This window comes from Cellvibrio sp. KY-GH-1, from assembly GCF_008806975.1.
Classification (GTDB): domain Bacteria; phylum Pseudomonadota; class Gammaproteobacteria; order Pseudomonadales; family Cellvibrionaceae; genus Cellvibrio.
Genome location: NZ_CP031728.1, coordinates 5,622,325 through 5,634,647 on the forward strand (window position 1 = coordinate 5,622,325; position 12,323 = coordinate 5,634,647).

General features: G+C 46.4%; 9 protein-coding genes and 1 pseudogene. 5 read left to right on the top strand and 5 right to left on the bottom strand.

Annotated elements, in window-relative coordinates:
* The first annotated feature begins 22 nt into the window (after positions 1-22).
* Positions 23-1,282 (top strand): HD-GYP domain-containing protein, encoded by a 1,260-nt coding sequence (locus tag D0C16_RS23360; RefSeq protein WP_151034643.1) that lies wholly within the window; start codon positions 23-25, stop codon positions 1,280-1,282.
* Positions 1,283-1,655: 373 nt separating this feature from the next.
* On the opposite strand, the pseudogene D0C16_RS23365 reads toward D0C16_RS23360, so the two are convergent.
* Positions 1,656-2,207 (bottom strand): annotated as a pseudogene (locus tag D0C16_RS23365) (pseudouridine synthase); the annotation flags it as partial.
* Positions 2,208-2,438: 231 nt separating this feature from the next.
* Here D0C16_RS23365 and D0C16_RS23370 point away from each other — a divergent pair.
* Positions 2,439-4,664, top strand: a complete 2,226-nt coding sequence (locus D0C16_RS23370; RefSeq protein ID WP_151034644.1) for an NADP-dependent isocitrate dehydrogenase — start codon at positions 2,439-2,441, stop codon at positions 4,662-4,664.
* A gap of 95 nt (positions 4,665-4,759) precedes the next feature.
* Here D0C16_RS23370 and cspD read toward each other — a convergent pair whose 3' ends face one another.
* A complete protein-coding gene (gene cspD / locus D0C16_RS23375; protein WP_151034645.1) occupies positions 4,760-5,011 on the bottom strand; it encodes a cold shock domain-containing protein CspD in 252 nt (83 codons plus the stop codon).
* Positions 5,012-5,365: 354 nt separating this feature from the next.
* On the opposite strand from cspD, the gene clpS reads away from it, so the two are divergent.
* Complete coding sequence (gene clpS, locus D0C16_RS23380) at positions 5,366-5,737, top strand: ATP-dependent Clp protease adapter ClpS (protein ID WP_151034646.1); 372 nt, start codon at positions 5,366-5,368, stop codon at positions 5,735-5,737.
* Positions 5,738-5,781: 44 nt separating this feature from the next.
* Positions 5,782-8,079 carry an ATP-dependent Clp protease ATP-binding subunit ClpA gene (gene clpA, locus D0C16_RS23385; RefSeq protein ID WP_151034647.1) on the top strand — a complete coding sequence of 766 codons (2,298 nt, stop codon included), beginning with the start codon at positions 5,782-5,784 and terminating at the stop codon, positions 8,077-8,079.
* 96 nt (positions 8,080-8,175) lie between these two features.
* On the opposite strand, the gene infA is transcribed toward clpA, so the two are convergent.
* The 3 genes from infA to aat form a co-directional block, all read right to left on the bottom strand.
* The gene (gene infA / locus D0C16_RS23390) at positions 8,176-8,394 is read right to left on the bottom strand and encodes a translation initiation factor IF-1 (protein ID WP_039916411.1); all 219 of its coding nucleotides are present in this window, start codon (positions 8,392-8,394) and stop codon (positions 8,176-8,178) included.
* A gap of 179 nt (positions 8,395-8,573) precedes the next feature.
* On the bottom strand, positions 8,574-9,281 hold the full coding sequence (locus D0C16_RS23395) for an arginyltransferase (RefSeq protein ID WP_151034648.1): 708 nt from the start codon (positions 9,279-9,281) through the stop codon (positions 8,574-8,576).
* 21 nt (positions 9,282-9,302) lie between these two features.
* Positions 9,303-10,016, bottom strand: a complete 714-nt coding sequence (aat, locus tag D0C16_RS23400; protein WP_151034649.1) for a leucyl/phenylalanyl-tRNA--protein transferase — start codon at positions 10,014-10,016, stop codon at positions 9,303-9,305.
* 288 nt (positions 10,017-10,304) lie between these two features.
* Between aat and D0C16_RS23405 the strand changes: the two genes are divergently transcribed.
* Positions 10,305-12,227, top strand: coding sequence for a PrkA family serine protein kinase (locus D0C16_RS23405; RefSeq protein ID WP_151034650.1), 1,923 nt, complete (start codon positions 10,305-10,307; stop codon positions 12,225-12,227).
* Positions 12,228-12,323 lie beyond the last annotated feature (96 nt).

The window sequence follows — 12,323 nt, forward strand, 5'->3', positions numbered from 1 at the left end:
ACAACAGCAAAGTGAGGTTTCTTTGGATCGGCAAGAAGTAAAGCCGGGCTATGTGGATAAGCGTCTGAGTACTATCAAAATCCACATCTCAGAGCTGAAAATAGGCATGTTTGTGTCCAGGCTTGATCGCGACTGGCAGGAAACACCGTTTCTGATGCAAGGCTTTATGATTGAAAGCCTGGATGATATAGACGCCGTAGCGGAATACTCTGAACATGTCTGGATAGATGCGGTGCGCGAAGAGTGGATTCCCCCGGAGGAGCGGGGTGTCGCTGGTCCTCCCATTCCGAAAGTTAAATCCTACATCAACAAAATCGACGCCCAAAAGGAGCATCAAGCTGCTTTAGGGGTTTTTCGCGAAGCTAAAAAGCTTACCAAATCCCTGCTAGATGATGCCCGCCTTGGAGGGGTGGTTAATACAGAACAAGCAAAGTCAACGGTTAAAGATTGTGTGGGTAGTATATTGCGGAACCCGGACGCTCTTATCTGGATGTCGCGTATGCGCAATGAGGATGAATATACGTCCGAGCATTGCCTCAACGTGTGCATTCTCTCGATTGCTTTTGGCCGTCACTTAGGCATGAGTGAGTCGGAGCTGGAAAAATTAGGCTTGTGCGGGTTATTACACGACGTAGGCAAGATGCGTGTTCCCTCGAATGTGCTTAACAAGCGTGAAGAACTGACTGATAAAGAATTTAATATCATCAAGGCCCATACTGTGCATGGTCGCAACTTGTTGATGTCGTCACCGGGTATTCCCAATGCAACGGTAGACGTTGCCTACAGCCACCATGAACGTGTTGATGGTTCCGGCTATCCGCGAAAGCTGAAGGCTGCAGGTATTTCTGATTTTGCGCGAATTATCGCTATTGTTGATGCTTATGATGCAATGACGGGGGATCGCTGTTATTCGCGTGCGATTCCAGGAACCGATGCGCTCAAACGAATTTTTGATGAACGCGGTAAGCATTTTGATGAGCGTCTCGCTCTCGAGTTCATTAAATGCGTCGGCCTTTATCCTCCCGGTAGTATTGTTGAGCTCATCAATGGATTGGTGGGAATCGTTCTGGAAACCAACTACCGCTATCGTCATTTGCCTAAAATTATTGTGGTTAAAGATTTGAATAAGCCGTTGGAAAAGGAATTGATCCTTAATCTTGTGGATGTCGAGCAAAAAACCCTTGATAAAACCCACTTAATTAAACGTGCATTGTGCGATGGGACTCATGGGATACGTCTACGCGATTACCGGGAGAAAGGCTTGACCTTTACTTATGGTTAGCTCACGTTAATTGGAGTTCATTTGAAAAAATTAGAGGCGCAATTGGCGCCTTTAATTTTGGGGGGAGGAGATGCAGGTGTAAAAATTACTTGGGGGTGAGTGTAATTTTTCGTTTTGGTTTTTGAATCACTAGTGTTTGGTTTGTTGTGTTAGGTGTTTTGGTTGGCGATTTAGCTTGTGTGTCCTTGGTTGCCACCTTATTGCGCGCAGGAGTTGTTGCCGCTTGATTTTGCCCTCCTGATTTCTTGCTTCCCTGATTGTCAGTCATTTTTTGAGAGGCATTGATACCGCGGCCTGTGGACGCCCCTTTACTGATTTTATCTGCCTGCTTTTGCGACTGACTTTGTTTAGGACGAACGTGTTGAGTGGCTGATGTTTTAGGTAAATGAATGGTTTCGACTTTGTATTTACCTTGCTCAATACCTTCAAGTGTCCAGTTGCCGATTTTTACCCTTACAAGACGCAGGGTCGGGTGGCCTACGGCAGCAGTCATTCGGCGTACCTGGCGGTTACGTCCCTCCGTAATCACAACTTCCATCCACTGGGTGGGTATATTGGCTCGTTCACGAATGGGTGGGTTCCGCTCCCATAGTTTCGGCGGGGGAATCAAACGCACCTCGGCGGGTTGCGTCATTCCATCGTTGAGTTCCACGCCTTGGCGTAACTTGGTGAGTGCATAACTATTTGGGGCGCCCTCTACCTGAACCCAATAAGATTTAGGCAGTTTGTGTGCTGGATGAGCAATGTGATGTTGCAACTGACCGTCATCAGTTAAAAGTAATAATCCCTCTGAATCGTGATCCAGGCGCCCCGCCGGGTATACATGGGGAATCTTGATATAGTCCTTCAACGTTGGGCGCCCCTCGCCATCGGTGAATTGGGAGAGCACGCCAAAAGGTTTATTGAACAGAATTAGTGAGGCCATAACACACAGATACCAAAATCAGGGGCTAACAAAAGCGGGATTTTATCCGAGATTGGCCTTATCGCCAAAGCAACATAACCCATGCATAAACGCCGCCTTAGGTGTAGAATCGCCGACGCTCTGGCAAGGGGTAGTTGTTCCCTGTGGCGGGGCTCTTTTTCTAAATTTTCATACTCGTAAATGGTAGAGCTCACAAGGCCGAGCCGCATGAATTGATGGAGCCATCTTTAAATGACAGATTCAAAAATTATCTACACCCAAACCGACGAAGCCCCCGCTCTTGCCACTTATTCCCTCTTGCCGATTGTTCAGGCATACACCAAGTCTTCCGGTGTAGTGATTGAAACCCGCGATATTTCTCTGTCAGGCCGCATCATTGCCGCCTTCCCTGAGCGCCTAACCGATGCACAGCGTATCGGTGACCATCTGGCGGAGTTAGGTCAATTAGCGACCACGCCAGAAGCGAACATTATTAAGCTGCCAAATATCAGTGCGTCTATTCCGCAGTTGAAAGCGGCGATTAAAGAATTGCAATCCCAAGGTTACAACCTGCCAGATTACCCGGAAAACCCAACGAATGACGCGGAAAAAGATGCAAAATCCCGCTACGATAAAATCAAAGGTTCAGCGGTAAACCCGGTTCTGCGTGAAGGTAACTCTGACCGTCGTGCGCCTTTGTCGGTAAAAAATTACGCGCGTAAAAACCCCCACAAAATGGGTGCTTGGGCTGCAGATTCCAAATCCCATGTTGCTCACATGGATGCCAACGATTTCTTCGGTAGCGAAAAATCTACCACTGTTGCTGAAGCCGGCACTGTCAAAATCGAACTGGTGGGTAAAGATGGCAGCACCAAAGTGCTGAAAGAAACTACCAAAGTTCAGGCAGGCGAAATTATCGACGCTTCGGTTCTGAGCAAAAAAGCCTTGCGTACATACATTGCTGCACAAATTGAAGATGCTAAAAATACTGGCGTGTTGCTTTCAATTCACCTGAAAGCGACCATGATGAAAGTGTCCGACCCAATTATCTTTGGCCATTTCGTGTCCGTTTATTACGCTCCAGTGCTGGAGAAACACGCTGCTGTTCTGGCCGAGCTGGCTGTAGATGTAAATAACGGAATTGGTGATCTTTATACCAAGATCAAATCTTTGCCAGCGGACAAGCAAGCAGAAATTGAAGCGGACATTAAAGCGCTTTATGCAACCCGTCCACAATTAGCAATGGTAAATTCCGATAAGGGTATTACTAACCTCCATGTTCCAAGTGACGTGATTGTTGATGCCTCCATGCCGGCGATGATTCGCGATTCAGGCAAAATGTGGAATGCCGAAGGCAAACTGCAGGACACCAAAGCTTGTATTCCAGATCGTTGTTACGCGGGTGTTTATCAGGTCGTTATTGATGACTGTAAAAAGCACGGTGCTTTCGATCCAAAAACCATGGGTAGCGTGCCTAACGTAGGTTTGATGGCGCAAGCCGCTGAAGAATACGGCTCACACGATAAAACTTTCCAAATCCCCGCAGATGGCGTTGTGCGCGTAGTTGATGCCACTGGTAAAGTTTTGTTGGAGCAAGCGGTGGAGCAGGGCGATATTTGGCGTATGTGCCAAGTAAAAGATGCTCCAATCCAGGATTGGGTAAAGCTGGCTGTTAACCGTGCTCGCGCCTCTAACACTCCTGCAGTATTCTGGTTGAACCCCGCGCGTGCGCATGATGCGCAGTTGATTGCCAAGGTAAATACTTACCTGAAAAATCACGACACTAGCGGTTTGGAAATCCATATCAAAACCCCGGAAGAGGCGACCCAATTCTCGTTGGATCGTATCCGTGAAGGTAAAGACACTATTTCCGTGACCGGCAACGTGCTGCGTGATTATTTGACCGATTTGTTCCCGATTATGGAATTGGGAACCTCTGCAAAAATGCTCTCGATCGTTCCACTGATGAATGGTGGTGGTCTGTTTGAGACTGGCGCTGGTGGATCTGCACCCAAGCACGTACAGCAGTTTGTGGAAGAAGGTCACCTGCGTTGGGATTCCCTCGGTGAGTTCCTGGCCCTTGCGGAGTCGTTGGATCACTACGGCAACATTACCGGCAATGCCAAAGCTAAAGTGCTGGCTAAAGCGCTGGATCAGGCGAATGGTTTGTTCCTCGACAACAATAAGTCGCCAGGCCGTGCGGTAGGTGAGTTTGATAACCGCGGTAGTCATTTCTATCTTGCGCTCTATTGGGCCCAGACTCTTGCAGCTCAAACTGACGATGCTGCGCTAGCGGCGCAATTTGCTCCATTGGCCAAGACCTTGACCGAGAATGAAACCAAGATTGTTGCTGAATTGATTGCAGCGGGCGGTAAGACTGTGGAGTTAGGTGGTTACTATCACCCGGATTTTGCAAAAACATCGGCGGCCATGCGTCCAAGTGCAACCTTTAACGCCGCATTGGCAAGCTTGAGCTAAGCAAAGTTCAGCCTTAGTCGGATTGCTCTACAAAAAGCCTCTGGTGGAAACACGAGAGGCTTTTTTTTGCATATTAATTACGTTGAGGCGCTATTTCACGCAGGAATAGGGTTTGTTCGTTCGCTAAATTGCGGGCTGGCATTGGCTGGTGCAGAGATATTGACTGCGTGGAGCCCTTTATCCCCTTTAGTTATCTCGAAAGTTACCTGTTGGCCCGCCTTGAGGGTCTTATAACCCTCCATGGTTATGGCTGAATAGTGTGCAAATAAGTCCTCACCGCCTTCATCCGCAAGAATAAAGCCGTAACCTTTTGCGTTATTAAACCATTTGACTGTGCCTGTTGGCATGATTTGGAATCCTTCTGCCCGAGTGATGCCCTTGAAAAACATCACTGTCGTTATTATTGTCCCAAGTACTGCAATTGCTCGGGGTCATGGACGAGAGATTTACCTAGAGGGACTAGTGCATTTAACTTATGCTTTTAAGCGGCCAAGTATTTTATTGTTATTTGCGATAAGTGCCCCAATCTAAGCAAAGTGCCGTATTAATGTGCATCGGCGCTCTTTTTTTATCCAACAATTGACCCAAAGTCAAGCATTTATCCTGTATTTGCGTCGATTGGGATGGATTAGGGCTTGTTATGCCGATGGGTTACAATACGTTTAAACATCCAATCATTTTTTATTTTGTATTAAATCTCTATGGGCAATCTCCACAAGCTTCAACTAACCTTAGGTAAAGATGATGACAATTCTGCCGATGAATCGGATGGCGGTCTTGCTGTAGTAACATCAAAACCCAAGTTAAAGCGGCCACCTATGTACAAGGTGGTATTACTGAATGATGACTACACACCCATGGATTTCGTGGTGGAAATTTTGGAAGTGTTTTTTTCCATGTCGCGCGAAAAAGCTACCCATGTGATGTTAACGGTACATGTTCACGGCAAAGCAGTTTGTGGTATCTATACTCGTGATATTGCTGAAACTAAAGCGGCGCAAGTGAATCAATATGCAAGAGAGAATCAACATCCGCTGTTATGTGAAATTGAAGCGGTTGAAGATGAGCAGTAAGTCGTAAAGAAGTTATTTTTGTTGGTTAGAAGAGGGTAGGCGCAATGTTAAGTAAAGATCTGGAAGTAACCTTAAATCTTGCTTTCAAAGGTGCGCGCTCCAAGCGACACGAATTCATGACCGTTGAGCATTTGTTACTCGCGCTCATCGATAATGATTCGGCGGCAAATGTATTACGCGCTTGCGGTGCTGATTTAATTAGTTTACGCAAAGAATTAATCGAGTTTGTCGATTCCACCACTCCACTTATCCCTGAAAATGACAGCGAGCGTGAAACCCAGCCAACACTCGGGTTCCAGCGCGTACTGCAACGCGCAGTATTCCATGTTCAATCTTCCGGCAAACAAGAAGTTACTGGTGCAAATGTATTGGTGGCTATCTTTAGTGAGCAAGAAAGCCAGGCCGTTTATTACCTGAAACAACAAAGCATTGCCCGAATAGATGTGGTCAACTTCATCACTCACGGTATTCACAAAGTGGCTGGCAATAATGATCACAGCAGTGATCATCACCATAATTCGCAAGAAGGGCAGGACGAGGAATCTGCTACAGGCGAATCCGCCGCACAAAGTCCGTTGGAAAATTTTGCTACCAATCTCAATGAAGCAGCGATGCAAGGGCGGATCGATCCGTTAGTGGGGCGCGAGTTTGAGGTGGAGCGCGTTTGCCAGATTCTCTCTCGCCGCCGTAAAAACAACCCTTTGCTGGTTGGGGAGTCGGGTGTAGGAAAAACGGCGATTGCAGAGGGGTTGGCCAAACGTATCGTTGATGGTGATGTTCCTGAATCCCTGGCAGACAGCATTGTATTTTCGTTGGATATGGGGGCTTTGTTAGCTGGGACCAAGTATCGTGGCGACTTCGAAAAGCGTTTCAAAAGCTTGTTAAATGAACTGAAGAAGCAAAAAAATTCGATTTTATTTATCGATGAAATTCATACCATTATTGGTGCCGGTGCTGCATCGGGCGGTGTGATGGATGCCTCTAACTTGTTGAAACCATTGCTATCATCCGGCGAAATTCGCTGTATGGGCTCCACGACCTATCAGGAATTCCGCGGAATTTTTGATAAAGATCGTGCGCTCTCTCGCCGCTTCCAGAAGGTGGATGTGAATGAGCCAACAGTCGATGAAACCTATCAGATTCTCAAAGGGCTTAAGAGCCGTTTTGAAAAGCATCACAACTTGCGTTACACCGATGCCGCTTTGCGTGCAGCCGCGGAACTGGCCGAGCGCTATATCAATGACCGTTTCTTACCGGACAAGGCGATTGATGTAATTGATGAAGCAGGGGCGTACCAACAATTGCTTGCGCCAAGCAAACGTAAGAAAACGATTGGTGTTACTGATGTAGAAAATGTGGTTGCCAAAATTGCGCGCATACCTCCAAAAAGTGTGTCTTCTTCTGATAAAGAGCAATTGCGCAAACTTGATCAGAATTTGAAGATGACTGTGTTTGGCCAGGATGAGGCAATTGACACCTTGGCCACAGCCATCAAATTGTCACGAGCAGGGCTGGGTTCGGCAGAAAAGCCAATTGGCTCCTTCCTGTTTGCTGGTCCTACGGGCGTAGGTAAAACGGAAGTTTGTCGTCAACTTGCTAAATGCATGGGGATGGAGTTGGTACGCTTTGATATGTCTGAATATATGGAGCGTCACACGGTATCGCGCTTGATTGGTGCGCCTCCTGGTTATGTGGGGTTTGATCAGGGTGGATTGTTAACGGATGCAATCACCAAGCAACCGCACTGCGTTTTGTTGCTGGATGAGATTGAGAAGGCGCATCCAGAGGTTTTCAACTTGCTGTTGCAGGTTATGGATCACGGCACCCTTACTGACAACAATGGGCGCAAGGCGGATTTCCGCAACGTAATTTTGATTATGACTACTAACGCCGGTGCGGAGGTGATGAGTCGTGCCTCGATAGGTTTCACTCATCAGGATCACGCTACTGACGGTATGGAAGCTATCAAGAAAATGTTTACGCCTGAATTCCGCAACCGTCTGGATGCGATTGTGCAGTTTGCTTCTCTGACGTTGAATACCATTAAAACTGTGGTTGACAAGTTCCTGATGGAGTTACAGACCCAGCTGGATGATAAGCATGTCACTCTGGAAATTAGTGATGAAGCTCGTGAGTGGCTGGCGATTCATGGTTATGATGTGAAAATGGGAGCCCGCCCAATGGCTCGCTTAATTCAAGACAAGCTTAAAAAGCCCCTGGCGGAGGAGATCCTTTTCGGAACCTTATCTAGTGGTGGTGGAACAGTAGATGTAGATGTTGATCCGATAGAGGATAAAATCACTATCGAGGTCAAAGCCAAGCAGGCTGCGCAGCCAGCCTGATTAAATTGTTGTCATTGTTAGAACGCAAAAGCCGCACGTGAGTGCGGCTTTTTGTTTTTGCGTAACTGCTTTTTTGGAAGCGAGAAGTTCTGGGTATTAGCGGGCGCGATAGGTAATTCGGCCTTTGGTCAGGTCATAGGGAGTCATCTCAACCTTGACCTTATCTCCTGTCAGAATGCGGATGTAGTTTTTGCGCATCTTGCCAGAGATGTGGGCAATTACCACATGTCCATTTTCCAGTTTTACGCGAAAGGTGGTGTTGGGGAGGGTATCAACCACTTCACCGTCAAATTCAATGCAATCGTCTTTTGCCATGCGGCAGCTTCCTCAGGGTTTCAATAGTTCTTGTCTATCACGGCAAGGTAATAGAGGGGGGTAAAAAAATAGGCGTGAATTGTGCCTTAATTAACCAGAGCCGCCAAGTGGAATAAGGTAGAAAAGCGGGTTTTGCCGCTGCTTTCGGCCTGTATTGGTGAAAATGAGGATTTAATTGCTCAGTTAAGCCGCATCCAGCGACGGTTTACGAGCAGTTCCAGGGGGCGATACTGGGTTTTATAGTTCATCTTCTCACAATCCTTAATCCAGTATCCTAAATAGAGGTAATCCAGATCCATGGTTCGTGCTTTGTCTATCTGCGCCAGAATTGCGAACTTGCCCAGGCTGCGATGCTCTTCGGCGGGATCGTAAAAGGTATAGACGGCTGATAAACCATCCCCCAATTGATCGCAAACAGAAAGACCTATCAACCTGCCTTCGTGACGCAGTTCTATGTATTGGGTAATGCCCCATTCGCTGGTGAGAAACGCTTTATATTGCTCCTCGGATGGAGGATACATATCGCCATCCTGATGGCGCCCTTCGATGTATCGCGCATAGAGGTTGTAATGCTCAACGGTATTGATGTTATAGGTGATATGTAGCGCTAAATCGTTATTGCGCTGTAAACACCGACGTTGAGTGCGATTGGGTCTAAATAATTTAACGGGAATTCGGCAGGAAACACAGGCCTGGCAACGCAAGCACTGCGGACGATACAAGTGGGCTCCACTGCGACGAAATCCCAACTGTGATAATTGGGTGTAAAGCGATGGATCTATTTTCGCATCCGGATCGACAAAAACCGTAGTGGCTTCCTGCCCATCCAGATAACTGCAGGGGTGTGGCTGAGTGGCAAATAATTTTAATGTTGATAAGTCGGACATGACCGCCTCGCGCAAATCCGGTTATTCCCAAGGGGTAATTGCCAAAGTTGACCAGGGTTGGGAAGACACACTCGGCTGATGAACAAAGTTTACCAGTATTTTTTGAAACTCTTCACGGGGAATTTCGACTGCGCCCAAACTAAATAAGTGATCGTTGGCGACTTGACAATCGATCAGCTGGAAATCCCACTGGCGTAATTGCCTGACCAAATGAGCAAAACCGAATTTGGAAGCGTTGTCCGCACGACTAAACATGGACTCGCCGAAAAATACCCGCCCTAACGCCATCCCATAAAGTCCGCCAACTAATTGATTTTCCTGCCAGACTTCAACGGAGTGCGCAAAGCCGCGATGATGCAGGGCAGTGTAGCCAGCGATAATTTCCTCGCTAATCCAGGTTCCATCGGCGTAGTCGCGTGGTCCCGCGCAAGCGCGCATAACATTTTCAAAACAATTATCAAAGGTTACACGATAAATTTCTTTGCGCAGCAATTTGCGCAGACTTTTGGAAATATGGAGTTGTTCTGGATAAATCACTGTGCGCGGGCTGGGGCTCCACCACAAAATCGGATCACCCGGATTGAACCACGGAAAAATTCCCTGGTGATAAGCCGCAAGTATCCGTTCCGGGGAAAGATCTCCACCAACAGCTAACAATCCATTGGGGTCTTCCAGTGCGTACACGGGAGGTGGAAATTGCAGATTGTCAGTACTGAGCCAAGGGATAGAAATCATGAATTTATAAAACGTAAGCCTAAAGGCGTTTGGCCTCTGTGAATTTGATGATTACCCAGTGTAGCGCAAAAATTTACATAAATAGATGCATTACTTGGCGCGTTTTTTGAGTGTAAAAGCTTAACGAGAAATCAGTCAATTAATTGTTATTACTTTTAATACTTGAGAAATTTAGGGCTATGCTTAGGGATAACGAGCTACCGCATTTTCCAAAGTGGGAATAACTTGAATTAATTGCTGTCTTATTGATCTGTGCTTACCGCTTTAATCGCTAACCCGAGGTAGATTATGAGTATATTCAGTCATTATCGCGAACGTTTTGAAGCTACCCAGCAGGAAGAGTTAACGATTAAGGAGTATCTCGAACTCTGCAAAAAAGACCCCAGTGTTTATGCCTCGGCTGCAGAACGTATGTTGATGGCCATTGGTGACCCGGAGTTGGTTGATACTTCTCAAGATCCTCGCCTCAGTAGAATTTTTTCCAATAAAATCATCAAACGGTACAAAGCGTTTGGCGAGTTTTATGGTATGGAAGAATCGATCCAGCAAATTGTGTCGTTTTTCAAACATGCTGCACAGGGACTGGAGGAAAAGAAACAAATTCTTTATCTCTTAGGGCCGGTAGGTGGCGGTAAATCATCACTGGCGGAGATGCTAAAAACATTGATGGAAAAAATGCCGATCTATTGCATCAAAGGCTCACCGGTATTTGAATCGCCATTAGGGCTATTTAATCCGGAAGAAGATGGCAAAATCCTGCAGGAAGACTATGGCATTCCTCCCCGCTACATTAAATCTATCATGTCACCTTGGGCGGCAAAACGTTTACAAGAGTTTCGGGGTGATATTACCCAGTTCAAAGTGGTAAAGGTTTTTCCTTCCATACTGAACCAGATAGCGATTACCAAAACTGAACCGGGTGATGAAAATAATCAGGATATTTCCTCGCTAGTGGGTAAGGTTGATATTCGTCAATTGGAAGAGTTTCCACAAAACGACCCAGATGCTTATAGCTTTAGTGGTGGCCTGTGTCGCGCTAACCAGGGGTTAATGGAATTCGTAGAGATGTTCAAGGCTCCCATCAAGGTGTTGCACCCGTTGTTAACGGCAACGCAGGAGGGGAATTTCAATAGTACGGAAGGCTTGGGAGCAATTCCGTTCGACGGGATCATTCTTGCGCACTCTAACGAGTCTGAATGGCAAAACTTCCGCAACAACAAAAACAATGAAGCATTTATTGACCGTGTTTACATCGTCAAGGTGCCTTACTGTTTACGGGTTACCGAGGAAATGAAAATCTACGAAAAATTGCTGCAACACTCTTCCTTGTCCAAGGCACCTTGTGCGCCGGACACATTGCGAATGCTTGCGCAATTTTCCGTGTTATCGCGTATTAAAGAACCAGAAAACTCCAACATCTACTCTAAAATGCGTATCTATGATGGTGAAAACCTGAAAGATACGGATCCACGTGCAAAGTCCTTGCAAGAATATAAAGATGCGGCTGGTGTGGATGAAGGAATGAATGGACTGTCAACGCGATTCTCGTTCAAAATTTTATCCAAGGTATTTAACTTTGATCCAACTGAAATCGCCGCTAACCCCGTACACCTGATGTATGTGCTGGAACAACAAATCGAGCAGGAACAATTCCCCAAAGAGGTGCAGGATAAATACCTGAATGCCTTAAAAGAATTCATTTCGCCTAAATATGTGGACTTTATTGGTAAAGAAATCCAAACCGCGTATCTGGAATCCTATGCAGAATATGGTCAAAACATTTTTGATCGCTACGTGACTTATGCGGATTTCTGGATTCAGGATCAGGAGTATCGCGATCCGGAAACGGGAGAAATACTCAATCGCTCTTCGCTCAATGATGAACTGGAGAAAATTGAGAAGCCGGCGGGTATTAGTAATCCCAAAGATTTTCGCAATGAGATTGTCAACTTTGTGTTGCGTGCCAAGGCGAGCAATGCGGGAAAAAATCCTGATTGGCGCGGCTATGAAAAATTGCGCATAGTGATTGAGAAGAAAATGTTCTCAAATACCGAGGACTTGTTGCCAGTGATATCGTTTAACGCCAAGGCGTCTGTACAAGACAAGAAAAAGCATCATGATTTTGTCCAGCGTATGGTGGAGCGTGGGTACACTGAAAAGCAAGTGCGCTTGCTTTCTGAATGGTATTTGAGGGTAAGAAAATCCCAGTAAACGATGAATTAACCTGAGAGGGCTTAGCGAAAAAACGCAAAACGTTTAAGTGAAAGGTAAGGGCAGTACAAAGGTAACCTGAAACACTATTGCTTT

Bases quoted from the DNA above. Each gene is read 5' to 3' on its own strand.
- cspD (WP_151034645.1), bottom strand. From the start codon at position 5,011: ATGCCAACAGGCACAGTCAAATGGTTTAATAACGCAAAAGGTTACGGC.
- D0C16_RS23405 (WP_151034650.1), top strand. From the start codon at position 10,305: ATGAGTATATTCAGTCATTATCGCGAACGTTTTGAAGCTACCCAGCAG.
- infA (WP_039916411.1), bottom strand. From the start codon at position 8,394: ATGGCAAAAGACGATTGCATTGAATTTGACGGTGAAGTGGTTGATACC.
- aat (WP_151034649.1), bottom strand. From the start codon at position 10,016: ATGATTTCTATCCCTTGGCTCAGTACTGACAATCTGCAATTTCCACCT.
- D0C16_RS23370 (WP_151034644.1), top strand. From the start codon at position 2,439: ATGACAGATTCAAAAATTATCTACACCCAAACCGACGAAGCCCCCGCT.
- D0C16_RS23395 (WP_151034648.1), bottom strand. From the start codon at position 9,281: ATGTCCGACTTATCAACATTAAAATTATTTGCCACTCAGCCACACCCC.
- clpA (WP_151034647.1), top strand. From the start codon at position 5,782: ATGTTAAGTAAAGATCTGGAAGTAACCTTAAATCTTGCTTTCAAAGGT.
- clpS (WP_151034646.1), top strand. From the start codon at position 5,366: ATGGGCAATCTCCACAAGCTTCAACTAACCTTAGGTAAAGATGATGAC.